The 24768-nt window shown below is 63.2% G+C and carries 28 protein-coding genes and 1 pseudogene; 17 read left to right on the top strand and 12 right to left on the bottom strand.

Annotated elements, in window-relative coordinates; genetic code table 11:
- Positions 1–64: 64 nt before the first annotated feature.
- On the top strand, positions 65–529 hold the full coding sequence (locus GJW30_RS08750; RefSeq protein ID WP_096354309.1) for a MaoC family dehydratase: 465 nt from the start codon (positions 65–67) through the stop codon (positions 527–529).
- Positions 529–1008, top strand: a complete 480-nt coding sequence (locus GJW30_RS08745) for a MaoC family dehydratase (protein ID WP_096354307.1) — start codon at positions 529–531, stop codon at positions 1006–1008. Before GJW30_RS08750 ends, GJW30_RS08745 begins: the two co-directional genes overlap by 1 nt.
- Here GJW30_RS08745 and GJW30_RS08740 read toward each other — a convergent pair whose 3' ends face one another.
- Positions 1009–1719: a DNA-binding protein gene (locus tag GJW30_RS08740; protein WP_130364817.1), complete on the bottom strand. Its 711-nt coding sequence runs from the start codon at positions 1717–1719 to the stop codon at positions 1009–1011.
- A gap of 121 nt (positions 1720–1840) precedes the next feature.
- On the opposite strand from GJW30_RS08740, the gene GJW30_RS08735 reads away from it, so the two are divergent.
- Genes GJW30_RS08735 through GJW30_RS08725 form a run of 3 tightly spaced genes read left to right on the top strand, consistent with a single transcriptional unit; the run spans position 1841 to position 4078 of the window.
- Positions 1841–2149: a PepSY domain-containing protein gene (locus tag GJW30_RS08735; RefSeq protein WP_157746715.1), complete on the top strand. Its 309-nt coding sequence runs from the start codon at positions 1841–1843 to the stop codon at positions 2147–2149.
- On the top strand, positions 2146–2811 hold the full coding sequence (locus GJW30_RS08730) for a response regulator (protein WP_096354299.1): 666 nt from the start codon (positions 2146–2148) through the stop codon (positions 2809–2811). Before GJW30_RS08735 ends, GJW30_RS08730 begins: the two co-directional genes overlap by 4 nt.
- Entirely contained in the window at positions 2801–4078 is a 1278-nt protein-coding gene (locus tag GJW30_RS08725; RefSeq protein ID WP_096354297.1) for a sensor histidine kinase, read from the top strand. The genes GJW30_RS08730 and GJW30_RS08725 overlap by 11 nt, the downstream gene beginning before the upstream one ends.
- A gap of 241 nt (positions 4079–4319) precedes the next feature.
- Here the strand turns inward: GJW30_RS08725 and GJW30_RS08720 are convergent, their stop codons facing one another.
- Together GJW30_RS08720 and GJW30_RS08715 are read right to left on the bottom strand one after the other, a co-directional pair.
- Positions 4320–4862, bottom strand: a complete 543-nt coding sequence (locus tag GJW30_RS08720; RefSeq protein ID WP_096354294.1) for an adenine phosphoribosyltransferase — start codon at positions 4860–4862, stop codon at positions 4320–4322.
- 86 nt (positions 4863–4948) lie between these two features.
- On the bottom strand, positions 4949–5332 hold the full coding sequence (locus tag GJW30_RS08715) for a cupin domain-containing protein (RefSeq protein ID WP_165391621.1): 384 nt from the start codon (positions 5330–5332) through the stop codon (positions 4949–4951).
- A gap of 48 nt (positions 5333–5380) precedes the next feature.
- On the opposite strand from GJW30_RS08715, the gene GJW30_RS08710 reads away from it, so the two are divergent.
- Positions 5381–5656: a type II toxin-antitoxin system ParD family antitoxin gene (locus GJW30_RS08710; RefSeq protein WP_096354291.1), complete on the top strand. Its 276-nt coding sequence runs from the start codon at positions 5381–5383 to the stop codon at positions 5654–5656.
- 58 nt (positions 5657–5714) lie between these two features.
- On the top strand, positions 5715–5945 hold the full coding sequence (locus tag GJW30_RS08705) for a type II toxin-antitoxin system RelE/ParE family toxin (RefSeq protein ID WP_245408698.1): 231 nt from the start codon (positions 5715–5717) through the stop codon (positions 5943–5945).
- A 235-nt stretch (positions 5946–6180) separates the two neighbouring features.
- Here GJW30_RS08705 and GJW30_RS08700 read toward each other — a convergent pair whose 3' ends face one another.
- The 3 genes and pseudogenes from GJW30_RS08700 to petA all read right to left on the bottom strand — a co-directional run bounded on the left by GJW30_RS08700 (position 6181) and on the right by petA (position 9819).
- The gene (locus GJW30_RS08700) at positions 6181–7050 is read right to left on the bottom strand and encodes an S-methyl-5'-thioadenosine phosphorylase (RefSeq protein ID WP_096354287.1); all 870 of its coding nucleotides are present in this window, start codon (positions 7048–7050) and stop codon (positions 6181–6183) included.
- Between the two features lie 77 nt (positions 7051–7127).
- Positions 7128–9252 (bottom strand): annotated as a pseudogene (locus GJW30_RS23095) (cytochrome c1).
- A gap of 39 nt (positions 9253–9291) precedes the next feature.
- Positions 9292–9819 (bottom strand): ubiquinol-cytochrome c reductase iron-sulfur subunit, encoded by a 528-nt coding sequence (gene petA, locus GJW30_RS08685; RefSeq protein WP_096354279.1) that lies wholly within the window; start codon positions 9817–9819, stop codon positions 9292–9294.
- A 422-nt stretch (positions 9820–10241) separates the two neighbouring features.
- Here petA and GJW30_RS08680 point away from each other — a divergent pair, with 422 nt between their 5' ends.
- Both GJW30_RS08680 and GJW30_RS08675 read left to right on the top strand, forming a co-directional pair.
- On the top strand, positions 10242–10694 hold the full coding sequence (locus tag GJW30_RS08680; RefSeq protein ID WP_096354276.1) for a tRNA (cytidine(34)-2'-O)-methyltransferase: 453 nt from the start codon (positions 10242–10244) through the stop codon (positions 10692–10694).
- A gap of 69 nt (positions 10695–10763) precedes the next feature.
- A complete protein-coding gene (locus tag GJW30_RS08675) occupies positions 10764–11723 on the top strand; it encodes an MBL fold metallo-hydrolase (protein WP_096354274.1) in 960 nt (319 codons plus the stop codon).
- Positions 11724–11792: 69 nt separating this feature from the next.
- Here the strand turns inward: GJW30_RS08675 and ctrA are convergent, their stop codons facing one another.
- Entirely contained in the window at positions 11793–12494 is a 702-nt protein-coding gene (gene ctrA, locus GJW30_RS08670; RefSeq protein ID WP_096354271.1) for a response regulator transcription factor CtrA, read from the bottom strand.
- 576 nt (positions 12495–13070) lie between these two features.
- Here ctrA and GJW30_RS08665 point away from each other — a divergent pair.
- Positions 13071–13460, top strand: coding sequence for a flagellar export protein FliJ (locus tag GJW30_RS08665; protein WP_096354268.1), 390 nt, complete (start codon positions 13071–13073; stop codon positions 13458–13460).
- On the opposite strand, the gene GJW30_RS22600 is transcribed toward GJW30_RS08665, so the two are convergent.
- The 3 genes from GJW30_RS22600 to GJW30_RS08655 all read right to left on the bottom strand — a co-directional run bounded on the left by GJW30_RS22600 (position 13457) and on the right by GJW30_RS08655 (position 17012).
- Positions 13457–13690, bottom strand: a complete 234-nt coding sequence (locus tag GJW30_RS22600; protein ID WP_130364815.1) for a hypothetical protein — start codon at positions 13688–13690, stop codon at positions 13457–13459. The genes GJW30_RS08665 and GJW30_RS22600 overlap by 4 nt on opposite strands.
- A gap of 50 nt (positions 13691–13740) precedes the next feature.
- Complete coding sequence (locus GJW30_RS08660; RefSeq protein WP_096354265.1) at positions 13741–14646, bottom strand: metal ABC transporter solute-binding protein, Zn/Mn family; 906 nt, start codon at positions 14644–14646, stop codon at positions 13741–13743.
- 191 nt (positions 14647–14837) lie between these two features.
- On the bottom strand, positions 14838–17012 hold the full coding sequence (locus tag GJW30_RS08655) for a TonB-dependent receptor (RefSeq protein WP_245408697.1): 2175 nt from the start codon (positions 17010–17012) through the stop codon (positions 14838–14840).
- 217 nt (positions 17013–17229) lie between these two features.
- Here GJW30_RS08655 and GJW30_RS08650 point away from each other — a divergent pair, with 217 nt between their 5' ends.
- On the top strand, positions 17230–17775 hold the full coding sequence (locus GJW30_RS08650) for a sigma-70 family RNA polymerase sigma factor (protein ID WP_096354259.1): 546 nt from the start codon (positions 17230–17232) through the stop codon (positions 17773–17775).
- Positions 17772–18734 (top strand): anti-sigma factor, encoded by a 963-nt coding sequence (locus GJW30_RS08645; RefSeq protein WP_096354256.1) that lies wholly within the window; start codon positions 17772–17774, stop codon positions 18732–18734. Before GJW30_RS08650 ends, GJW30_RS08645 begins: the two co-directional genes overlap by 4 nt.
- Here the strand turns inward: GJW30_RS08645 and GJW30_RS08640 are convergent, their stop codons facing one another.
- Complete coding sequence (locus GJW30_RS08640) at positions 18735–19157, bottom strand: YciI family protein (RefSeq protein WP_096354254.1); 423 nt, start codon at positions 19155–19157, stop codon at positions 18735–18737.
- A 173-nt stretch (positions 19158–19330) separates the two neighbouring features.
- On the opposite strand from GJW30_RS08640, the gene GJW30_RS08635 reads away from it, so the two are divergent.
- The 3 genes from GJW30_RS08635 (at position 19331) to ilvD (ending at position 21930) form a co-directional block, all read left to right on the top strand.
- On the top strand, positions 19331–19582 hold the full coding sequence (locus GJW30_RS08635; RefSeq protein WP_096358739.1) for a plasmid stabilization protein: 252 nt from the start codon (positions 19331–19333) through the stop codon (positions 19580–19582).
- Positions 19579–19992, top strand: coding sequence for a type II toxin-antitoxin system VapC family toxin (locus GJW30_RS08630; protein ID WP_096354251.1), 414 nt, complete (start codon positions 19579–19581; stop codon positions 19990–19992). The genes GJW30_RS08635 and GJW30_RS08630 overlap by 4 nt, the downstream gene beginning before the upstream one ends.
- A 102-nt stretch (positions 19993–20094) precedes the next feature.
- Complete coding sequence (gene ilvD, locus GJW30_RS08625; RefSeq protein WP_096354248.1) at positions 20095–21930, top strand: dihydroxy-acid dehydratase; 1836 nt, start codon at positions 20095–20097, stop codon at positions 21928–21930.
- Positions 21931–22048: 118 nt separating this feature from the next.
- Here the strand turns inward: ilvD and GJW30_RS08620 are convergent, their stop codons facing one another.
- Positions 22049–22504 (bottom strand): Lrp/AsnC family transcriptional regulator, encoded by a 456-nt coding sequence (locus GJW30_RS08620; protein WP_096354245.1) that lies wholly within the window; start codon positions 22502–22504, stop codon positions 22049–22051.
- Positions 22505–22643: 139 nt separating this feature from the next.
- Between GJW30_RS08620 and GJW30_RS08615 the strand changes: the two genes are divergently transcribed.
- Positions 22644–23594, top strand: a complete 951-nt coding sequence (locus GJW30_RS08615) for a sulfurtransferase (RefSeq protein ID WP_096354242.1) — start codon at positions 22644–22646, stop codon at positions 23592–23594.
- Between the two features lie 86 nt (positions 23595–23680).
- Positions 23681–24766, top strand: coding sequence for a YeeE/YedE family protein (locus tag GJW30_RS08610; RefSeq protein ID WP_157746714.1), 1086 nt, complete (start codon positions 23681–23683; stop codon positions 24764–24766).
- Positions 24767–24768: the final 2 nt, after the last annotated feature.

Genomic DNA, 24768 nt, shown 5'->3' with positions numbered 1-24768 from the left:
CGGCTTCATCCGGGCTACGGGCAGCGCAGTTGACGCTCGCGCGGGGCCACGCTTAGTTCCGCCTATGCCCAAATACTACTTCGAAGACTTCATCCCCGGCAGTGTCGACACCTACGGCCCGCGCCACGTCACCCGCGAAGAGATCATCGATTTCGCCTCGCAGTTCGATCCGCAGCCTATGCATCTCGACGAAGAGGCCGGCCGCAACTCGATGCTCGGCGGACTCGCCGCATCCGGCTGGGGCACCTGCGCGATGCTCATGCGCATGATCTGCGATTGGTTCGTGCTCGATTCCGCGTCGCTTGGCGCGCCTGGTGTCGACGAGGTGAAGTGGATCAAGCCGGTTCGGCCGGGCGATGACCTCACGCTGCGGCGGACGATCGGCGAAAAGCGCGTCTCGAAGAGCCGTCCCGATATGGGCTTCGTTCCCATCAGCTACGAGATGATCAATCAGGCCGGCGATGTCGTGATGACGATGACGGTGCCGAGCATGATGGCGCTGCGGAACCCCGAGAAGGGAGCCGCGTGATGTACTATTTGGAGGACATCGTCATCGGCGCGAAGCGCGAAACCGGCCGCCACACCTTCACGGCGGACGAGATCAAGACCTTCGCGAAAGCTTACGATCCGCAGCGCTTTCACGTCGACGAGAAGGAAGCGGAGAATTCGCATTTCGGCGCGCTGTGCGCTTCGGGCTGGCACACGGCCGCATTCTGCATGCGGTTTCTCGTCGAGGATCGCAAGCGCATGGTGGCGGAAGCGAAAGCGGCCGGCGTGAAAATCGCACAGTGGGGGCCGTCACCCGGCGTGCGCGAACTGAAGTGGATCAAGCCGGTCTATGTCGGCGATACGATCACGTATCACACGGAGGCACTTGAAACGCGTCCCTCGGGATCGCGGCCGGGCTGGGGTCTCTTGACGGTTCGCCACACTGGTACGAACCAGCATGGCGATATCGTCTACTCGGTGATCGGCTCGGCGTTCGTCGAACGCCGGCCGGGAGCTTGATCAGAAGATCCGCTTCTCCTTCTTGATCGTGCCGTCGCGGTGGACGTCGATCTCGACGCGTTCGCCGCGCGAGTTGATCGCGGTCACCACCATGTGCTTCTTCTTCGGCCGCATCGATCCGCCGTAGGTGTAGCCGGCGCGTTCGATGAGCGCCTTCACGTCGGCGTCGTTCATTGCGACCAGCGCTTCCTGCTTGCGGATGCGGCCGTCGAATTCGACGTGCAGCTCCCACGACTTGCCGCTCGCATCGACGGCGACGACCTCGACGTGCTTTTTCTTCACTTCCTGGACGCGCGCATCGCGGAACCCGGCGCGCTGGACCGCATCCAAGACGCCACGCTCGTCATATGCGGCATCGCGGCCGCGAGGAGCCGGAGGAGCACCAGCCAGAACAACACGCTGACCATTGGCGAGGGTGATCGAGGCTGCATGAAAAAACCCGTCACGCGGGGTGACCTCCACGCTCACCTTATCGCCAACCGACACGCGGGCGAGTTCCGAGCCGCGCGGGCCGGTCTCGATGAGCTTGCGGCCCGTCGCATCTTCGAGGACGAATTTGTTGCCGAAGATTTCGCGGACGACGCCCTCGAGTTGCGTCAGGCCAACCTGGATTCCTGGCGGAATCGGCGGTTGACCCGGGGTCTGCGAATACGCGTAACCCGCCAAAGCTGCGCTGGCGAGTATCGACAAAGACAAGCTGCGTAAATCCATCGGGTAACCCTCCGTATCGGTCTATAGTCGGACCATAACGGGGCGTGGCCAACGCCAACTGAACGCAGCGATTCAGGTTCGGTTCAGCTTGGCGGTTTAGGTGTAGCTTATGTGGAGCGTGATGCAGAAGGTCTTCATCGCCGCAGTTGTAGCCGGAGTCTTGGCGCTTGCGGTGTCCTTCTCGCCGGCCGAAGCGCGGATTTCGACGGCGGATGCCGCCGCGCGCGCGCAGGAGCGCTTCGACGGCCAAGTGGTCGATGTCGATCTCGACGATGATGACGACGATGGCGTTAAAATCTGGGTCTACGAGATCAAGTTGCTGACGCGCGACAACGTGATCATCAAGGTGAAGATCAACGCCGACACGGGCGCGTTCATTGAAGCCAAAGGCGACAATCTCATCCCGTATATCCGGCGGCCGAAATCGTGAAAATTCTCGTCGTCGAGGATGACGCGTCGCTGCGCGAAGCAATTGTCGGGCGCTTAAGCGCCGAAGGTTTTGCCGTCGACTCGGCGAAAAACGGCGAGGACGGCGCGCATCTCGGCATGACCGAGACGTACGATGCGGCGGTTCTTGATCTCGGCTTGCCGAAGAAAGACGGCCTCACGATCCTCTCCGAATGGCGCAAGGCGAACCGCGCCCTGCCCGTTCTGGTGCTCACCGCGCGCGACGATTGGACCAGCAAAGTCGAAGGCTTCAAGGCCGGCGCCGACGACTATCTCGTCAAGCCGGTGCGTGTCGACGAACTCATTATGCGGCTGCGTGCGCTCGCGCGCCGTGCGGCCGGCCACGCGACGCCGGTGCTGACATGCGGCGCGCTCGCTTACGACAGCCAACTCGGTTCGTTTTCGTTCGAAGGCTTGCCGCTCAAGCTCACCGCGCTCGAATTGCGCGTCCTCTCCTGCCTGATGCTGCGCAAGGGCGTCGTCGTGAAACGCGAAGAGTTGTTCGAACGCGTCTACGACGGCGACGGCGGCGCCGATTCCAATTCGCTCGAAGTCATCGTCGGGCGGCTGCGCCGCAAGATCGGCAGCGACCGCATCGAGACCGCGCGCGGGCTCGGCTATCGGCTCGTCTGCGATGAAGCGTAGCGGCTCACTCAATCGCCGCCTGCTCGTCGCGGCGGCGGTGTTTCTCTGCGCCGCGCTGATTGTCGCCGGTTTCGTCATCAACGGAATTCTGACGCGGTTCGTCGAGCGGCAGATCGATCAGCGGCTGGATGCGCAACTGCTCGCACTCGCCGGTGCGGTCAATCTCGACGCCAACGAAGCGCCGCAGCTCAAACGCGATCTCAACGTCGCGCCGTATGATCGCGTGCTGTCCGGCTGGTACTGGCAAGCCGAAGGTCCGGGCGGCGTTCTTACATCGCGCTCGCTCGGCGATGCGCGATTGATGGGCCCGCGCGGACCCGGAGGCGAACCACTGCGGCTGCGCCAGCGCGATATCGTTCTGCCGGACGAGGCCGGCACGGTGGCGCTGCTGGTCGCCGCGCCGCGCGCGGAGATCGATGGCCCGCTCCGCCAGGCGCGGCGCGTGCTTATCATCGCGCTCGCGAGTCTCGGGCTCGCGCTCGGCACCGCGATGGTGCTGCAGGTGTGGCTCGGCCTTTTGCCGTTGCGACGGCTCGCGGGTCAGCTCAAAAACGTGCGCACCGGCGCGGAGACCGCCCTGCCCGAACCGCAGCCCGCCGAAGTGCAAGGTATCGTCAGCGAACTCAACGCGGTACTCGCGCAGAATCGCGAACGTCTCGCACGTGCCCGCGCGCATGTCGCCAATCTCGCGCATGGTTTGAAGACGCCGCTCGCCGCGCTGTCAGCACGGCTCGATGACGGCGGCGAGAATCAGCGGCTGCTCGCATTGATGAACCGCCGCGTCGAGCATCATCTGCGGCGCGCACGCAGCGCGGCGATTACGGGCGGCGTCTTCGCGCCAGTGCCGCTCGCGCCGAAGATCGCGGACCTCACCGGGATGCTGAAACGCATCCACGCGGATCGCGATCTGAGCGTGACGATCGATGTCGCGCCGACGCTGAGCGTTCGCTGCGACCCGCAGGATGCCGACGAGATGCTGGGTAACTTGCTCGACAATGCTTTCAAGTGGGCACGCTCCGAGGTGCGTATCACCGGAGCGATTGCCGATAGCGTCGCGATCATCGGCATCGCGGACGACGGCCCGGGATTGAGCAGCGACGACGCCGAGCGCGCATTGCAGCGCGGCGAACGGCTCGATGAGACCGTTGCGGGGACGGGCTTCGGCCTGCCGATCACGCAGGAGATCGCGGCGCTGTATGGTGGGACGCTGGTGTTGGAGAAGAGCCGAAGCGGCGGGCTCGATGCCCGCCTGACACTGCCGGTTTAGCTGGCTAAGTCATGAGCGAGTTCGGCCTCTTTAGAAAGAGATGCGGCATCCACCAGATGTCATCCCGGCCGAGGGTGCGCAGCACGCGAGAGCCGGGATCCACGTATCCCTGCATAGGCTTGGGGTACATGGGTCCCGGATAGCCGCAAAATTCGCTGCGCGAATTCGCGGCTTCCGGGATGACAGCTGAATGGAGGATGGGCCGCGGAAAATCGCGAACCTTGGGCGCGGAATAAAACGCCTAATGCCCGTCGAATGAAACGAGCGTGCGCACCGGCACGCCGAGCTTGCGGATCTTTTCCGCGCCGCCGAGTTCCGGCAGATCGACGATGAAGCACGCCGCGACGATGTCGGCGCCCATCTGCTTCAACAACTTCACGGCACCTTCGGCCGTGCCGCCGGTCGCAATGAGATCGTCGACCAGAACGACGCGCTCACCCTTCGTCACCGCGTCTTCGTGCATCTCCATCTCGTCGATGCCGTATTCGAGCGAGTAAGCGACACGCACAGTCGTGTGCGGCAGCTTGCCCTTCTTGCGGATCGGCACGAAGCCGGCTGACACCTGATGCGCGACCGCGCCACCGAGGATGAAGCCGCGCGCCTCGATGCCGGCGACTTTATCGACCTTCGAGCCGGCCCACGGCTGCACGAGTTCATCGACGGTGCGGCGAAAGGCGCGCGCGTTGCCGAGCAAAGTCGTGATGTCGCGGAACATGATGCCGGGTTTTGGATAATCCGGAATCGTGCGGATCGCGTCGCGGAGGTCGTTTTCGATCGTGGTCATTCAATAGCTCTGTTTCGCCGGCGGCCGCACTGTGGCGAAGTCGGACGCCTGAGGCAACCGCGCGCGGCATGTGGTTTCGAACGCGGTTAAGCCGGCAACCAGCGGCGCGGAACCTCGCGCGCATCGTCGTACGCAGCTTCGAAGACCGGCGACGCGATGATCGACTGCATATGCAGCGTGCCGGTGCCGACATTGCGGAAGCCGTGCGGGCGGCCCGCCGGGATCTGCGCGGATTGACCTTTGGTCAGCGTTGCGCGCTCATCGCCCTGCCAAACCTCGGCGGTGCCGTCGAGCACGGTGAGAACTTCCTCGACCGCGTGCAGATGGTTCGGCGCGCCCAAGCCGGGCTCGCACCACTGTTCGAAGATGCAGAGTTGCGCGGCGCCGTTAAGAGCGGAGACACGCATACGCGTCATCACGCCGGGCCGCCATTCGTTGCGCGTTTCGCGCTCGTGATCGATGAGGTTCAAGACTGCGGCCCCTTTGCATGACACTGTCACACAGAGTATATTCTTCCGATGAGATCAAGCAAACCGCTGACCGTGACGCTTGGGCCGCAACAGGCCAGCGTCGAAGCGCGTGTGAAGTCCGGCGAGTTTGCGTCCGCGAGCGAGGTCTTGCGGGCGGGGATTCGCGCGCTCGATCGCGAAGATGCGGCACTGACGGAGTATTTGCGGCAAGAAATCGCCGCGTCGCTGGCTGACCCTCGGCCGAACCTTCCGGCGGAAGAGGTTTTTGCTGAAGTCAAAAAGCTGCATCAGCAAACGCTGAAAGCGCGCAAGCGTGGCGCATAGGGTCGTCTTCCGGCCGCGCGCCCGAGACCATCTTCTCTCACTCTATCGATACATCGCAATGCAAGCGGGCCCCGAGACCGCGCTCGCCTATCTCCAACGCATCGAAGATGCCTGCATGTCGCTCGCACACTCGCCCGAACGCGGAACGCAACGCCCTGAGCTTGGGAAGAACGTACGCGTGATCGGATTCGAGCGGCGCGTTGCCATCGCATTTCGCGTGCAGCGTTCGACCGTGGAGATTCTCGCAATCAGTTATGCGGGGCGGCGTTTCGAAGACGACGTACGTTAGAGAGATTGAGCTCTGCGGTATCTCTGCTTTGCACTGAAACGTCTACCAGAGCGCTCGTCATCCCGGGGCGCGTGGCGCTCGCGTAGCGAGCCATGCGAGCCCGGGATCCATAGTCACAATGCTATCGATAATACAGAGAGTATGGATCCCGGCCTTCCGGCACGTTGCGCGCTCTGCGCGCCGCGCCTTCAGCCGGGATGACCATTTCCTTCGATGCGAAGCGCCAAGGTTAGCTTCACAACACTCTCCCGGCGACAGCATCGAGTTTGGCGACGACGGCCGGATCGCGGAATTCCGGCGCGGTGATGAGCGCGTGATCGAGCGCGCGGTCGGAGCCGATCGGGCACGGTTCGTGTTCGCGCGGGAAGTCGCGCGCGACGCGGGCGATCAAGCGCTGCGCGCGTTGCGCGTTGCCGAGCAGCACCTTGATGACGTCGGAGACCGTGACGGCGTCGTGATCCGGATGCCAGCAATCGTAGTCCGTGACCATCGCGACAGTCGCATAACAAATCTCCGCTTCGCGCGCGAGTTTTGCTTCCGGCATGTTGGTCATGCCGATCACCGTGTAGCCGAGCTGGCGATACGTGAGGCTCTCGGCGAGCGTGGAGAATTGCGGACCTTCCATGCAGACGTAGGTGCCGCCGCGCGCGATGGCGATGTCCTCGGCCTCGGCGGCCTTCGCGATGCAGTCGGCGACGCGCGGCGCGACCGGATGCGCCATCGAGATATGCGCGACGCAGCCTTTGCCGAAGAACGAGCTCTCGCGCTTCACGGTGCGGTCGACGAATTGATCGACGAGGACGAACGAGCCCGGCGCGAGCTCCTCCTTGAACGAGCCGCAGGCTGAGAGCGAGACGATGCTGGTGACGCCGGCGCGCTTCATCGCGTCGATGTTGGCGCGGTAGTTGATGTCGCTCGGCGAGAAGATGTGCCCGCGGCCGTGACGCGGCAGGAAGACCATCGGAAGATCGGCGATCTCGCCGTGACGGAGCGGCGCGGACGGCTCGCCCCACGGCGTCGTCACGGTCTCGTCGCGGACATTTTCGAGGCCGGGCAGATCGTAGATGCCGGAGCCACCGATGATGCCGAGAACCGAACGGGTCATGCGTGATCCTTCAGAAGCGAAAAACAAAAAAGCCCGGCACGATGGCCGGGCTTTTCTATCATGGCACTCGGCCGAGGTCAGTGGACCTTCGACCACACGCGCTTCTTGGTGAAGTAGAGAAGGCCCGCGAAGAAGATCAGGAACAGGATGACCTGCAGACCGACGCGCTTGCGCGCCTCGAGATGCGGCTCGGCCGTCCACATCAGGAATGCGGCGACGTCCTTCGAGTAGTTGTCGATCGTCGCCGGCGTGCCGTCCGTGTATTCGACCTGGCCGTCGTTCAGCGGCTTCGGCATCGCGATGGCGTGGCCCGGAAAGTATTTGTTGTAGTTCGAGCCCTGCGGCAGCTGGAAGCCCTGCGGCGCATCCTCGTAGCCGTGCAGCAGCGCGACGAGATAGTCGACGCCGTGCTCCTGATATTGCAGACCCGGCAGCATATCGAAGACGAACCACGGGAAGCCGCGCTCGTAGGTGCGGGCCTTCGCGATCAGCGAGAGATCCGGCGGCACGGTGCCGTTGTTCGAGAGGCGCGCGAGCGCGTCGTTGGCGAACGGCGAGGGGAAATGGTCGGCCGGGCGGCCCGGGCGCTCGAACATTTCGCCCTGATCGTTCGGGCCATCCTTGATCTTGTATTCTTCGGCGATCGCCTTCGCCTGCGCGGCCGAGAAACCGGGGCCGCCGGGCTGCGCGAGGTTGCCGAAGGAGACGTAGCTCAGGCCATGGCAGGCTTGGCAAACCTCGCGATAGACCTTGAGGCCGCGCTGCAGCTGCGCGCGATCGAAGGTGCCGGTGATCTTGGCGAAGCCCCACTTCTGGCGCGGCGGATCAACCGACTCGGCACCGAAGGCCGGGATGACCGTGAGCGCGACATAGGCGGCGCCGAGAGCGACGGCGAGGGTGCGGAGTTTGTTCGACATCAATTCTCTCCGCGTCTCAACGCTTCTCAGGCGCGTGCGCGGCGGCGGCCGCCGGCTGAGCGCCCCTGCCGAGAACCGACTCGGCAATGGAATTCGGCAGCGCCTTTGGCTTCTCGATCAAGCCGAGCAACGGCAGGATGATCAGGAAGTGCGCGAAGTACCAGAAGGTCAGGATACGCGCCGCGATCGTGTAGCCGCCTTCTGCCGGCTTCGCGCCGAGCCAGCCGAGGCCGATGGTGACGGCGACGAACACCCAGAAGAACTGCTTGTAGAGCGGGCGGTAGTTCGCCGAGCGAACGCGCGACGTATCGAGCCACGGCAGGAAGGCGAGGATCGCGATCGACGAGAACATCGCGATGACGCCGAGCAGCTTGTTCGGGATCGCGCGCAGGATCGCGTAGAACGGCAGGTAGTACCACTCGGGCACGATGTGCGCCGGCGTCACGCCCGGATTGGCCGGGATGTAGTTGTCGGCGTGGCCGAGATAGTTCGGGATGAAGAAGGCGAACCACGCGAAGACGATGCAGAAGGCGACCATCGCGAAGCCGTCCTTCAGCGTTGCGTACGGCGTGAACGGCACCGAGTCCTGCGGCGTCTTCGGCTCGACACCGGTCGGGTTGTTCTGACCGGCGACGTGCAGTGCCCAGACGTGCAGCACGACGACGCCGGCGATCACGAACGGCAGCAGATAATGCAGCGAGAAGAAGCGCTGCAGTGTCGGATTGCCGACCGAATAACCGCCCCACAGCCAGGTGGTGATCGCTTCACCGACGAACGGGATCGCCGAGAAGAAATTGGTGATGACGGTCGCGCCCCAGAAGGACATCTGACCCCACGGCAGCGTGTAGCCGAGGAAGCCGGTTGCCATCATGAGGAGATAGATGATGACGCCGAGGATCCAGAGCACTTCGCGCGGCGCCTTGTACGAGCCGTAATACATGCCGCGGAAGATGTGGATGTAGACAGCGACGAAGAACATCGAGGCGCCGTTGGCGTGCAAATAGCGCAGCATCCAGCCGGAGTTCACGTCGCGCATAATGTGCTCGACCGACTTGAAGGCCATGTCGGCGTGCGGCGTGTAGTGCATCACCAGGATGATGCCGGTGACGATCTGCGCGCCGAGCAGGAACGAGAGAATGCCGCCGAAGGTCCACCAGTAGTTCAGATTTCGCGGCGTCGGGTAAGCGACGAAGCTCGAATGCACCAGCCCCAGAATCGGCAGGCGCGCTTCCAGCCATTTCAGGACCGGGTTGGTCGGCTGGTAGGTGGACGGGGCGTGGCTCATGATCAGACCTTGAAATACGTCAAACGGCGGCCGGAAGGATTAACCGATGCGGATCTTCGTATCGGACTGGAAAGCGTATGCCGGAATCGGCAGGTTCGACGGTGCCGGGCCCTGACGAATGCGGCCCGCGGTATCGAACTGCGAACCGTGGCACGGGCAGAACCAGCCGCCGTAAGCGCCTTGATGACCGAGCGGGATGCAGCCGAGATGCGTGCAGTTGCCGAACACGATGAGCCACTTCTCGTGGCCCTTCTTGACGCGGGCTGAATCCGGCGCCGGATCCGGCAGGCTTTGCCAGTTCACGTCCTGCGCTTCCTTGATTTCCTTCTCGGTGCGGTTACGCACGAAGATCGGCTTGCCGCGCCAGAACACTTTGAGGATCTGGCCGTCAGCCACCGGCGCGAGATCGACTTCGATCGGCGCGCCTGCCGCAATCGTCGCGGCATCGGGGTTCATTTGATTGATCAGCGGAACGGCAACAGCCACCGCCCCTACGGCTCCCACAGCGCCGGTCGCGATATATAGAAAATCGCGGCGCGTCGGCTCGGCCGAAGACATGCTCGTCACGACTAGTCCCTTTCGCCTCTAAACCCCTTCAGTCACCCTCCAGAGAGATGCCCTCGCATGCTCTCCGGCTCAAGATGACCGCCGCAGCCGCGCATTCCGGGCAGAATTGCGGCCAGCAGTGCCCTGGCTTCTCTTCGCACCGTTGTTTCGTTCGCGCAAGAGCGTATCGTAATCATCCCAGGATGCACGATAAGTTGTTCAACGGGCGTGATCTTTTGGCTCCATTTTCACGTGTCCTGCAGGTTGTGAAGGCGCCGAGATTGCGCACTGCGGTATGAGCGGCGCGTCCCGTAGCGGTGAATCAGCGTGCAGCGATTTCGCCCGCGTGACCAAAATTTAATTCCGCCGGGCCGCCCGTCGGCGAAGCGACCTGCCCGCGATGCCGATTGTCGCGGGCAAATCTTCGTGGTGAATGACGCGTCATGCGTATCGCTCTCTATCAGCCCGACATCGCGCAGAATACCGGCACGATCCTGCGTCTCTGCGCATGTCTCGGCTTTGCCGCCGACATCATCGAGCCGACAGGCTTCCCGTGGAGCGAGCCGGCGTTGCGCCGCGCCGGGATGGATTATCTCGAGGCGGTCAGCCTCACGCGGCATGTGTCGTGGGAGGCTTTCCTCGCGTCGCGAGAGGCGCGGCCGGGACGCATCGTGCTCATGACGACGCGGGCGGCTGAGCCCTATCTCACGCACGAATTCCGCGACGACGATATTCTGCTGTTCGGCCGCGAGAGCGCGGGCGTGCCCGACGAGGTGCACGCGGTTGCCGACGTTCGGCTGCTGATCCCGATGCAGAACGGCATGCGTTCCCTCAACATTGCAATGGCGGCCGCGATGGTGGCGGGCGAAGCCGTGCGGCAGCGCGGCGCGACTTAAGCACAACAGCGAGCTTCCCTCTCGCCTCGATCCGAGCCTACAGTCGGAAAAAACAAAGGGAGGCGTCTCATGCGTTTCGGATTATCGCTCACGGCTGCGTTCATGGTTGCGGCGCTGTCGCCGGCCTTCGCGCAGACGCCACCGAACCTTCCCATCCCCACCGGCGAGCTGCCGCCGCCCATCGTGAAGGAAGGCAAGGCGCAAAAGATTTCGCCGCATGTCTGGGTGATCCCCGACGATTACATCCCGATGGTGCCGAATGTCGGCTACGTGATCGGCGAGAAAGGCGTTCTCGTCATCGATCCCGGCATGGGCCAGCGCAACGGCGAGATCGTTCTCAAAGAGATGCGCAAGCTGACGAACCTCACCGATATCACGATCGTCAACACGCACTTCCATCCGGAGCACACGACCGGCGACCTCGCCTTCCCGCAGGAGGTCAAGCTGATCCGCGCAGTCGCGCAGCAGCAGGACGTGGATGAGCTCGGCGTGCAATTTCTCGGTATCTTCTCGCGCATGCGGCCGATCCTCGCCGAGCTCCTGAAAGACGCATCGTTCCGCAAGCCGACCGCGACATTCGAGAAGGAAACCGTGATCGACCTCGGCGGCGTGAAGGTCCGTGCGGTGCGGCTCGGCCCCGGACATACGCGCGGCGACACCGTCTTCTATGTCGAGGGCGACGAAGTGCTGTTCACGGGCGACCTTGCGATGCGCAATCTCTTCCCGTCGTTCATCGCACCGCAGTCGAGCGCGAAGACATGGCTCACCAGCCTCGATGCGATCGATCAGTTCAAGGCGAAGCAGCTCGTACCGGCGCACGGCGCAATCACGGACGGTTCGGTGGTCGGCGCCTATCGCGATTACATGAAGGCGCTGCAGGAGCGCGTCGCGACGCTGAAGCGCGAAGGCAAGCCGCTGCCGGAAGTCATCGCGGCGATGCGCACCGAATTCGCCGGCAAGCAGCCGCAGTGGCAGCAGGCGATGCGCATCGAGGGCGCCGTCACGACGGTCTACAACGAAGCGCCGTAACGCTTCCGTCGCCCACGCAACAAAAAACCCCGCCGTTTGGCGGGGTTTTTCTGTTCGTGTCAGATCGGATTAAGCTGGGATGCGCTCTTCGGCCTCGCTCGGCTCGCGCAGAACGTAGCCACGGCCCCAGACCGTCTCGATGTAATTCTTGCCTTCCGACGCGTTGGCCAGCTTCTTGCGGAGCTTGCAGATGAACACGTCGATGATCTTGAGTTCCGGCTCGTCCATGCCGCCGTAGAGATGATTGAGGAACATCTCTTTCGTAAGCGTGGTGCCTTTGCGGAGCGAGAGCAGCTCCAGCATCTGATATTCCTTGCCGGTAAGGTGCACGCGCTGCTGCTGCACTTCGACCGTCTTGGTGTCCAGATTGACCACCAGCTCGCCGGTCGTGATGACCGATTGAGCGTGACCCTTCGAGCGGCGAACGATCGCGTGGATACGCGCAACCAGTTCGTCTTTGTGGAAGGGCTTGGTCATGTAGTCGTCGGCGCCGAAGCCGAGACCCTTCACCTTGTCCTCGATGCCGGCAAGACCGGACAGGATCAAGATCGGTGTCTTCACCTTGGCGACACGCAGCGACCGCAGAACTTCGAAACCCGACATGTCGGGTAGGTTCAGATCGAGCAGTATGATGTCGTAATCATACAGCTTGCCGAGGTCGACACCCTCCTCACCGAGATCGGTGGTGTAGATGTTGAAGCTCTCAGACTTGAGCATCAGTTCGATCGATTGCGCAGTCGCGCGATCATCTTCAATCAGCAGAACGCGCATTTCCCCTTTACCTCGTTATCAAGAGGCCGACAGGCCGCTGGCGGCCCTGGGCAACGCCGTGGGAGCAACCGATTCGAAACGCTACAGTGGAATGGTTAACAGATCGTGATTCTTTGACGCAAGCGTTCATTGGGGCAAATTTATGAAAATGCCCTAACGTGCTCATATCGCCGCAGTTTCTGGTCACGATCTTGTTCACATTCAGCTTTAAGAACCGGCGCTAACAGACTCTCTGGACTCGCCCATCGGCTTGGTGGAGCGAACAGCCCGCGTACAAACGGTAGAGCGATCATTAACGAGCCGGGTAAACGCATCGTTAACGCGAGCAATTGTTCGTTCACACTTTTGCTGATCCGCCAAAGAGATGGCCACACGAGCGCCAATAACGTGAAGATCGCCGCGATTTTGGGGGTGGTCGGAAACTGAAAACTAACACTGTCCCCGCAAGATGGCTCAGGTTTGGAGTTTCGGGCCGCTTAGCCGGCCGTTTAGGGCCGCCTATCAGCGGACCGTCTAGGAGCCGCGGCTGCGGCACCGCTCTCGGGTCTTCCCGAGAGTCGTCTGGGAGTTGAGTAAATGAAGTCGCGTGAAACCCTTATTCGCTTGAAGAAGTTTCAGGCTGACGAGAAGCGCCGCCGCCTCAATCAGATCGAGTCGATGATTGCCGACTTCGATCGCATGGCCGGTGATCTCGATCGCGAGATTTTGGCTGAAGAGACGAAGGCCGGCATCAAGGACTCGTCGCACTATGCCTACCCGACCTACGCCAAGGCCGCAGCGACCCGCCGCGACAACCTCAAGCGTTCGGCCGACGAGCTGAAAGAGCAACAGGCCGATGCGAAGGCCGCGCTCGACGAAGCTTTGGCGGAACTGCGCAAGGCTGAGCAGCTCGAAGAGCGCGATCAGCTGCGCGACCGCGTGGTCGATGCTTCGGTCGAATTCGGCATGCTGGGCGCCGCCCGCTAAGCGCCGTCACCATCGAATTTCAGGAAAAGCCCGGGTTCGCCCCGGGCTTTTTCATGTGCGGCTTGCTCCGCGTCCATCTTGATAGGCTGATCGAGAACAACTGCGAAACCGCAGGCCGTCATTCCGGGGCGCGCTCCGCGCAGCGGGCGCGAGCCCGGAATCCATATCCCCTGTGCCGACGATAAATGCTCGGGAATATGGATCCCGGACAGCCGCAGCTTGCTGCGCAAGCTACGCGGCTTCCGGGATGACCGCTTGTAGGTTCTTTTACGATCAGGGCCTATTTCAGCGCCGAAGCGAGCAGCTTCGTGTTGTGCTGCATCATCGCGATGTAATCGGCGGCAGGGCCTTTCGCGTCCGACAGCGCGTCGGAGAAAAGCGTGCCGCCGAGCTGCGCGCCGGTTTCCTTGGCGATGCGCTCGATCACCCGCGGGCTCGAGATGTTCTCGACGAAGACCGCGCGGATATTCTCTTTCTTGATCTGGCGGATCAGCGCCGCGACGGCTTTCGCGGTCGGCTCCGAGTCGCCGGTGACGCCCTGCGGCGCGAGGAACGTCACTTTGTAGGCATCGCCGAAATAGCCGAAGGCGTGATGCGACGTGATCACGCGGCGCTTGTCGGCCGGCACATCCGCGAAAGCCGCGACGATGTCTTTCTCGAGCGCTTCGAGCTTTTGCGTGTAGGCGCGTGCACGCTCCTCATAACCTTCGCGGCCGGCCGCATCGGCGGCAATCAGCGCTTTCGCGATGTTGGCGACGTAGAGTTTCACGTTGGCAACGCTCTGCCACGCGTGCGGATCGGTGTGGTCATGATCGGCATGGCCATGGTCGTGCTTGTGGTCGTGGTCGTGCGCTTCCTCGCGCGCCTTCACGCCTTCGCTCGCGACCGTGAGCTTGCCCTTGAAACCCGAGGCCTTGGCGAGACGTTCCGCCCAGCCTTCGAAGCCGAGGCCGTTGACGATGATAACTTTCGCGCCCTGCATGCGTTTCGCGTCCGCCGGGGTCGGCTGGAACACGTGCATGTCGGTGTTGGGGCCGACGAAGCTCGTCACATCGATGCGATCGCCGCCGACCTGTCGCGTGATGTCGGCGAGGATCGAGAACGAGGCGACAACTTTCAGCTTTTCCTGCGCGTAAGCCGGTAGCGCGAGGAGTGAAAGGAACGCGATGGTGAGAATGCGGAGCATTTCAAAGGTCCAGTACTGTTGATCCGAAGCTTCTACCACAACGCGTCATGGCCCTGCCCCGGTTTAGCCGGGGTATTGTCCGGGCCATCCACGTCCTACTTCTTTGACCACGCCAAGAAAGGCGTGGATGGCCCGCATAAAGCGGGCCATGACGGAGAGTGTGGTTTGCTCCTCGCCAAGCTGACCCCGCCTTAAAACCGCAGCGTGGCGAAAGCACGGACGCCGCGGCCCGGAAGCAAAACTTCGTCCTTCTTGAACGACACGCTGTTGCGGATGTCCTCGTCCAGCAGGTTCGTTCCGACCAGGCCGACCGTCATCTCCTTCACGATATCGTTCGGCGCGAAGCGGCGCGTGTAGCTGATCGACGCGTTGAGGAGATTGTAGCCCGGCGTCGTCGTCAGCTCGTCGGCGCCGATGTCGTTCTGCGCGAAGGCATGCAGCAGGAAGACGCGCGTGCGCCAATTGCCGTCGCCCCAATAGACGCCACCACCGAGGCGCTGCGGCGGCATGCGCGGCACATTGGTGCCGTCGGTGAAGCGGGCATGGACGAAGTCATACTGGCCTTCGATTCCGAACGTGCCGCCGGCGATCGGCAGAAGATCGAGCTGCGCGGCAACTTCCGCGCCAGTGAAGCGCGCATCCTTCTGATCGAACGCGACCTGGCGGAATTCCTCGCCGGGCCCTGGCGCGCAGGTGTCGAACTCTTCGCCGCAAGTGTTGCCGGGGAGGCGCTTGTAGATGAAGCCGGCGTATTGCGTGTGATAGAGCGATGCGTCGAAACGCAGCGTGCCGGTTTTTTTCGCGAGACCGACTTCGAACGATGTCGCACTTTCCTTGTTCAGCGCAACGTTGCCGATCTCGAATGTGCCGGACGCTTCGTGCGGACCTTTCGAGAACAACTCCTGCGCTTCCGGCGCGCGCTGCGAATAGCTGATCGAGCCGCGCGCGACGACGCCCCAGCCGATATCCTTCAGTGCCGCGAAGCTGACGCTGCCGGGCGTGAAGTTGCGCACGCGGCGCGCTTCCTCGACAGCGTTGCCGTCGGGCAGGAAGTCGCCCGGGAACGTCGCGGCGGTGCCGGTGACGCGCTGCTGGCCGACGCGCGCGGCGGCTTGAAAGCGAACGGTCGGCGACACGGTGAGTTCGTTGAAGATGTAAGTCGCCAAGCGCGTCGTGTCGGCGGGCGCAAGCAAGCTGCCCGCCTCACCCGACGTGCCGAGCGCCGCGTGGCCGCCCTGAATGCCGATCGCGGTGTTGAGTTCGCCGAGCGCTGTTGCGACAGGGACGAACTGAAATTCGGTGCGGCCTTCGACCTCGCGATTGCGGAAGGTTGCCATCACGCGCTCCGGTCCGTCGATCGTCGCGCGCTCGTCGTGTTTGTAGTTCGCGCCGCCGAGCCAGAAACGAACCGTGTCGACGATGGTGCCGCCGGTACGGAATTCGCCGCGCGTCGTGAGCTTCGTCTGCTCCATGTCGATGCGCGTGCGCGTCTCCGCCGCTTCGATGCCCGGAATGCCGTAGAGCGAATTCACGTGGCTGATCGAGACGCCGATGAAGCCATCCTTGAAGTAACGCGTCGCGCCGACCGCCATGCCTTCGGACTCGACGGCCGTGTTGGCCTGTCGGCCGCCCGGGATCGCGTAATCGCCCGTGCTGCGGCGATAGTAGTCGCCGTGGACGCCGTAATCCTGATTGCGGTTCTCGACAACGACGGCGCCTTCAACGCCGCGATCGACACTCGACAGCGCGGTCTTCGTCACCAGCGAAAAGCCCAGCGGCATCGAGGGATCCGGAATGCGATTGTTGCTCGCCGCGACGACACCGCCGATCGCTTGCGGGCCCCAACGCAATGTCGCCGGCCCGCGGATGATTTCGAGCTTGTCGCTCGCGAGCGGATCAATCGGCACGACGTGGTCTTCCGAGATCGTCGAGACGTCCATCGACGAGACGCCGTTTTCCTGCACGCGGACGCGCGCATTATCGAGGCCGCGAATCACCGGACGGCTGGCGCCGGGCGCGAATGAATTGCCGGTAACGCCCGGCAGATTGAACACCGTGTCGCCGAGCGTTGCGCCGGGCTGCTGTTGAATCTCCTGCCCGCTCAGCACCGTGACGGGCGCGAACGTCGCGGTCTCGGCGGCGCTTGGTGGCGGCGGCGCGGGTTGCGGGCGCGGCGTCACGCGGACACGTTCACGGCGAGCCGGCGGCGCGGGCTTCGCCGCAGGCGCACGGCGCGCGATCGGGCTCGGCGCCGAGACGACCACCTCCGGCAGCGCATTTTGCGCGCGCGCATCCTCGAAACTTGTTACGGCGGCTACCATCGCGCCAACGCTGACGGCTGCCCGAAAACCCCAAACCTGACGCAAAACGACCTCGTACCCTGAAACCCCAATTGTTATGTTATAACGTCCTTGATTTCGGACACGCAAGCGGAATGTTATAGTATTACATCTTTGACGTGCATTCGGTTGTGCAGCCGATCACGGGTTGGGGATCAATGCCTGAAGCCAGGTGGCGACCCGCCCGTCCTGTGCTATCGATTCCGCGGGGACTCGCGCATTACGCGCGCCTTGGGGCCGGTCAATGTTGTCGCCTACGGAACTAGTTTGGCTACTGGCGGCAACCGCCAAGGGCGACTCCGAGGCGTTCGAACGCCTGTACCTTGCGACTAAATCGAAACTCTACGGGGTGACCCTGCGTATCTTGAGGCGAACTGATGTCGCCGAGGAGATTATGCAGGAGGCCTACGTCAAGATTTGGCGCAATGCCGGCGACTTTAACCCGCGCCTGGCAAGCCCGATTACGTGGATGGTCGCGATTGCGCGCAACGCCGCGCTCGACCAGCTGCGCAAGAAGGTCGACGCCTCGATCGAGGACGAGCCGCAGGCCATCGAGGTTTCGGCGGAAACGAAAGATCCGCTCGCGCAGCGCGAGATGACCGAACAGTTGCGCCGCCTGCTCGGCTGCATGGGCGGTCTCGATGAAGAACACAGGCGCGTGCTGCTGCTCGCCTACTACAACGGCTGGAGCCGCGATCAACTCGCGGCGAAGTTCGAGAAGCCCGTGAACACGATCAAGACGTGGCTGCGCCGCGGCTTGATCCAAATCCGGGAGTGCATGGGATCATGAGCACGATCGACGACGACAAGGACGTCTTGGCCGCGGAATACGCGCTCGGCTCGCTCGATGCCGAGGGTCGCGGAAACGTGCTCATGCAGATGTCGCTCGACCCGGCTTTCGTCGAACGCGTTGCTTATTGGGAGCGGCGTATCGGCGAACTGCATGCGCTGGTCGAACCGGTCGAGCCGCCGGCGACGAGCTGGGAATGGATCAAGGCGCGCATTGCGGCGGAAGCACCGCGCGACACGCTGTGGATGCCGAATCTCGCCGACGCCGCAAAAGGCTCGACGACAGTCGATCCGTTCGCGTCCGTGCGCGCCGCTGCGGCCGTCGCAACCGCGGCGAAAGTTGCCGAGCCTACGGGCGAAGTTGCGAAGCTCGGCGCACCGCCGCGCCCTGCTCCGGTTGCGCCTGCGTCGAACGTTGTCGAACTCAAGCAGCGCGCCGGCATGTGGCAACGCGTCGCCATCGGCACGAGTGCGATCGCGGCCGGTCTTGCAGCGCTTGCGGTGTTTCGCGAAGTCTCGCCGCGCATCGTCGAAAAGGTTGTCGAGAAAGAAGTTGTACGCACGGTCGAAGTGCCGTCGCAGCGCGTTGCCGAATTCGTTGCGGTGTTTCAACGCGACGACAATCTGCCGGCGCCGTCCTTCATCATGACGGTGGACATCGACAAGAAGACCGTCAGCCTGCGCCGTGTCGGCGCCGAACAGCGCGAGCAGAATTCGTACGAGCTTTGGGTCGTGACGCCGCAGCAGACGCGACCGCGTTCGCTCGGACTCGTTGCCGAAAACGAATACACGGTGCGCCGTGCGCTCGGGGATTACGATGCCGCGACATTGTCGCGCGCGACGTTCGGCATTTCGGTCGAGCCGAAGGGCGGCTCGCCGACCGGCCAGCCGACCGGCCCGGTGGTGCACGGCCGTCTGGTGCAGACGACGCCGGCGACCTTCCCGGGCGGCACGCCGTAATCAGTTCTTTGCCGACTTCTCGCGCAGGCGTTCTTCCTGCTCGCGCAGTTCGGGCGTGAGCGCGTCTCCGAAATCCTCGGCCGAGAAGATCTGACGGATCTCAATCTCGCTCATCGAGCGCATCGGGTTGGGGCAGCGCTTCACCCACGAGACCGCCTCGTCGATATCCTTGACCTTCCAGATCCAGAAGCCGGCAACGAGTTCGTTGACGACCGGGAACGGACCGTCCTTCACGGTGCGCTTGTCGCCGTCGAACAGAACGCGCTTGCCGCGCGAAGTCGGATGCAGGCCCTCGCCCGCCTCCATGATGCCGGCATTGACGAGTTCCTCGTTGAACTTGCCCATGGCGGCAAATTCCTCGGTCGTCGGCGTCTCGCCGGCTTCGCTCTCCTTCGTCGCCTTCACGAACACCATCACGCGCATTGTCTTCTCCTATTTCGACCGGCCTCATGCCGTTGCTATAAAGACGGACGGACGCCCGCCAAACCGACACCGCGTGTAAAAATGACAATTGTGCCATCTAGCCATCATCTGCCATCTTGATGGCAGGGGGCTCACGGCCTATATTCTACGGTAAAATGGAGGGTGCCCCGCCGATGCCCGAACCGCAATTGTCCGTCCGCAGCGCCAAGGCGCGCGACCTCGCCCACCGTCTCGCTCAACGCGAGCGCCGCACCATCGCGGACATCGTCGAGCGCGCGCTCGAGCGCTACGAAGCCGCGCAGACCGGCCAAGAGTCCCCGGAGGCGTTTTATACGCGTCTCTATCAAGAGACCGGCGAGGATGGCGTCGATCTGCAAGCGCTCATCGACGAGAATAGGAAGCCGAATCCCGGTATCGAGTTTTGATCTTCATCGATACCAACGTTCTGTCCGAGAGCTTTCGCAAAATCCCCGATATGCGCGTGGCAGGCTGGCTAGCGCGCCGCGATGCTGAACTGGCTCTGCCGACAATCGTCATTGCGGAGATTGCGTTCGGTATCTTCCGGCTCCCGGCGGCGCAGCGGTCGCCTTCGCATGAGCAAAAGCTCTCCGACTGGCGCAATCATTTTCGCAACCGCATCTTCGGCTTCACAGAGGAAGCCGCACTCGCCTATGGCGAGTTGATGGGTCGCGCCAAGCGGCAGGGTGTGCAGATGTCGACGGCCGACGGAATGATCGCGGCCATCGCCCTCGCCAACGGCGGGCGTCTCGCGACGCGCAACGTCGACGACTTCCGCGCGACCGGCTTGCAGCTTGTGTCGCCCTGGGACGCCTAAACGACACTACGACGCAGCCCGGCTATGCGGCGAAAATCTCTTTAGAAGCCCGGAAAAGTCGGCCATAACCCCCAGCCTGACTTAGCTCAACGGACACATTCGATGCCGCAGTATCGCTCACGTACCACCACCCACGGCCGCAACATGGCGGGCGCGCGCGGCCTTTGGCGCGCCACCGGCATGAAGGACTCGGATTTCGGCAAGCCGATCATCGCGGTGGTGAACTCGTTCACGCAGTTCGTGCCGGGCCACGTCCACCTCAAAGATCTCGGCCAGCTCGTCGCGCGCGAAATCGAAGCGGCCGGCGGCGTCGCGAAGGAGTTCAACACAATCGCGGTCGACGACGGCATCGCGATGGGCCACGACGGCATGCTCTACTCGCTGCCGTCGCGCGAACTGATCGCGGATGCAGCCGAGTACATGGTCAACGCGCATTGCGCGGACGCGATGGTCTGCATTTCGAACTGCGACAAGATCACGCCCGGCATGCTGCTCGCAGCGATGCGGCTCAATATCCCGACCGTGTTCGTTTCCGGCGGCCCGATGGAGGCCGGCAAGGTCGTGCTCGGCGGCGTCAAGAAATCGGTCGATCTCATCGATGCGATGATCGCAGCGGCCGACGATCGCGTCTCGGATGAAGACGTGAAGGTGATCGAACGCTCGGCTTGCCCGACCTGCGGTTCGTGCTCCGGCATGTTCACGGCGAATTCGATGAACTGTCTGACGGAAGCGCTCGGTCTCGCGCTGCCGGGCAACGGCACCACGCTCGCGACGCACGCGGATCGCCGCCGTCTGTTCGTCGAGGCCGGTCATCTCATCGTTGATCTCGCGCGCCGCTATTACGAACAGGACGATGCCGGCGTGCTGCCGCGTTCGATCGCCAACTTCAAAGCGTTCGAAAACGCGATGACGCTCGACATCGCGATGGGCGGCTCGACCAACACGGTTCTGCACCTCCTCGCCGCTTCGTTCGAAGGCGAAATCGGCTTCACGATGGCGGACATCGATCGGCTCTCGCGCAAGGTGCCGGTGCTCTGCAAGGTCGCGCCGGCGATCGCCAATGTTCACGTCGAAGACGTGCATCGCGCCGGCGGCATCATGGGTATTCTGGGCGAACTCGATCGCGCGGGCTTGATCGACACGTCTGTTCCGTCGGTGCATGCCGAAAGCCTCGGCGCCGCGCTGAAACGTTGGGACGTGACGCAGACGAACAGCGAATCCGTGCACGAATTCTTCCGCGGCGCGCCTGGCGGCGTCCCGACACAGGAGGCGTTCAGCCAGAACCGTCGCTGGGACGAACTCGATCTCGATCGCGAGAAGGGTGTCATCCGCAACGCCGCGCATCCATTCTCGAAGGACGGCGGTCTCGCCGTGCTGTTCGGCAATCTCGCGGAGCGCGGCTGCATCGTGAAGACGGCCGGCGTCGACGAGAGCATTCTGAAATTCTCGGGTCCGGCACGCATCTTCGAAAGCCAAGATTCGTCGGTCGACGCGATCCTCGGCAACAAGATCAAGCCGGGCGATATCGTGCTGATCCGCTACGAAGGGCCGCGCGGCGGCCCGGGCATGCAGGAGATGCTGTATCCGACGAGCTATCTTAAATCGAAGGGGCTCGGCAAAGCGTGCGCGCTCGTCACTGATGGCCGCTTCTCGGGCGGCTCTTCGGGTCTGTCGATCGGCCACATCTCGCCGGAAGCTGCCGAAGGCGGCTTGATCGGTTTGGTGCGCGACGGCGATCGTATCGAGATCGACATTCCGAACCGCGTCATTCATCTCGCGGTCGACGAAGCCGAACTCGAGAAGCGCCGCGAAGAGCAAGACAAGCTCGGCTGGAAGCCGGCCGAGAAGCGCAAGCGCAACGTCACGACCGCCCTGCGTTCGTATGCTGCGTTCGCGACCAGTGCCGACAAGGGCGCGGTGCGCGTCGTTCCGGAGTAGGCATCGCCTTCGCGTAGCCCGGATGAGCGAGGCAAAGCCGAGCGATATCCGGGGCCGAAGTTCTCGTTCCCCGGATGTCGCGTCTCGCTTCGCGAGCACGCTCATCCGGGCTACAGGCTTACGCCGTCATCGGGAGTGCGGTGGTGAACTTCACCCGCTCCATCGCGAAGCGTGAGGTCACGTTCTTCAGCTTCGCGCCGGCGATGAGTTTCCGATAGAACGCATCATAAGACTTGATGTCCGGTACGACGACGCGGAGCATGTAGTCGACGTCGCCGGACATGCGCCAAAATTCGACGACTTCCGGCATGGCCGACACCAACGTCGCGAAATTTTCCAGCCACTCGCCCGAATGATCGCCGGTCTCGATGGCGACGAAGACCGTGACGCCCCAACCGACCTTTTCGGGGTCGACGAGCGCGACGCGCTGCGTGATCACGCCATCGGCCTCGAGGCGCTGAATGCGCTTCCAGCACGGTGTGGTTGAGAGCCCCACCCGGTTGCCGATTTCGGCGACCGAGAGGCTGGCGTCAGCCTGCAGTACGGCGAGGATCTTGCGGTCCGTCGCGTCCATTCTCTTTTCTCCCGCGTCGCGATAGGAAAATTCTACAACTATGACGTGTCAGAAATGAAACTTTGCTATTTCGACGCATCCCTGCCCTAAACAGCATGTTTGTTCTACATTAGGGGCCTGTTTCCGACAAGGGGCTCCCATGTTCCGCCGTTTCGCTGCTGCAGCCGTTGCGATTTTTCTCTCAGCTACCGCCGTCCTGGCGGCAGAGCCGACCGTGTCGGCTCAGTGGCTGCGCGAGCACGTGACCGACCCCAATATCGTGCTGGTCGATATCCGCGCGGTTGAGCCGGGCGGCCAGAAGAACGCATACGAAGAGGCGCATATTCCGGGCGCGCAGCACGCCGACTATTTCCAAGCCGGCTGGCGCCAGAAGCGCGACGGCGTGCCTGGCCTGCTGCCGGGCAAGATGGCGATCGAGAATCTCGCAGGCAGCCTTGGCATCGACGAGACGAAACACGTCGTCATCATTTGGGGCGGTGAGGACAACAACGAATTCGGCGCGGCCGCCCGCGTCTACTGGACACTGAAGGTTTACGGCCACGATAACATCTCGATCCTCGACGGCGGCCAGGCCGCCTGGGTGAAGGCCGGCTACCTGACGCAGAAGGGCAAGTCGCCGCAGGTTGCGCCCGCGATCTTCGAAGCGACGCTGCGCCCCGAGCTGCATGCCAATATCGACCGCGTGAAGAAGCTCGTCGGCACGACCGACGCGGTGCTGCTTGATGCGCGCCCGCCGGAATTTTACGCCGGCAAGCAGAAGCACGATGCGGCGCAAGCCTACGGACATCTTCCGGGCGCGCAGAGCCTGCCGCACGACGCAGCTTTTGCGCCGGGCTCGACGAAGCTGAAATCGCGCGAAGAACTCGCGAAGGCTTTTGCGCCGGTCGCGGATGGCCAAGTCGTCAGCTATTGCAACACGGGACATTGGGCGGCGACGAACTGGTTCGTGCTGTCGGAAGTTCTCGGCCGTCAGAACGTCGCGCTGTATGATGGATCGATGGTCGAATGGTCGAAGGACCCGTCGCGCCCGATCGAGTCGTCGCGCACGCGCCTCGACGACATCAAGAAAATGCTGAGAATCGGTTCATGAGCAAAACGAGTTCCGCGGCGGCCGGTCCCCTCCCGGTTGACGCGCTCCAATCCCGCACGGCGTCAACCGTGCGGGATTGGCCTTTTTTGACCGCGGCAATCCTCGCGACAGCGCTTCTATGCGGTCTCGTGTTGCTCGAAGGCGCGATCGGCTCGGCAGCGCTGATCATTCTCGGCTTCGCGCTCGGCATCATTTTTCTGAAAGCAGAGTTCGGTTTCACGGCGGCGTGGCGGCGCTTTCTCGTGCTCGGCGAGACGGGCGGATTGCTCGCGTCGTTCCTGCTGATCAGCATTGCGGCGCTCGTGATCGTCCCGGTCGCTGCACTCGTGCCGGGTTACGGCGGCGCGATCGCTCCGCTCGGCCCGTCGCTCATCATCGGCGCTTTCATCTTCGGCGTCGGAATGCAGCTCGCGAATGCGTGCGGCTCCGGCACGCTGTATGCGATGGGTGGCGGCTCCGGCCGTATGATCGTCGGGCTCGCGTCCTTCATCATCGGTAGCGTGATCGGCACCGCTTGGCTGCCGCCGCTGCTCGATCTCGGCGGGGCCGACCCGATCATCGCGGCTAACCTGCTCGGGCCTTGGGCTGGGCTTGCCGTGACGCTCGCTTCCCTCGCGCTCGCGGGTTTTGCGGCGGTGAAAATCGCGCAGGCGCGTGGCGCCAGCTTCCGGCCGACGCGGACGCAGATCATCGCGGCGGTCGCAATCGGTGTTCTCTCGGTCGCGCTGTTCCTCGTTGCGCGTCACCCGTGGAGCGTAACGTTTGCATTCGCCGTCTGGGGCGCCAAGATCGCGCAAATCTTCGGCATCGATTTCTCAACCTGGGCATTCTGGCAGTGGCCGGGCCCTGCAAAGGCGCTCAAGGATTCGCTGCTGACCGACACGTCGAGCCTGACGGATTTCGGCATGATCTTCGGCGCCATCGCGGCGGCCGCATGGGCGGCGCCGTTTGCGAAACGCGCATGGCCGAGCGGACGCTCATTGCTCGGCGCTGCGATCGGTGGACTTTTGCTGGGCGTCGGCGCGCGGCTCGGCTTCGGCTGCAACATCGGCGCTTTCGTCGGCGGGATCGCGTCGGGTTCGCTGCACGGCTGGGTCTGGTTCGGCGTTGCGCTGGCGGGCTCCGCGATCGGCATTCGCCTGCGGCCCTTTTTCGATCTGCCGAAGGTGTAACG

The sequence above is a fragment of the Variibacter gotjawalensis genome, assembly GCF_002355335.1.
In the GTDB taxonomy this organism is placed as follows: Bacteria; Pseudomonadota; Alphaproteobacteria; order Rhizobiales; family Xanthobacteraceae; genus Variibacter; species Variibacter gotjawalensis.
The sequence above is the reverse complement of the archived record's forward strand: the minus strand, read 5'-3'. Positions and strand labels throughout refer to the sequence as shown.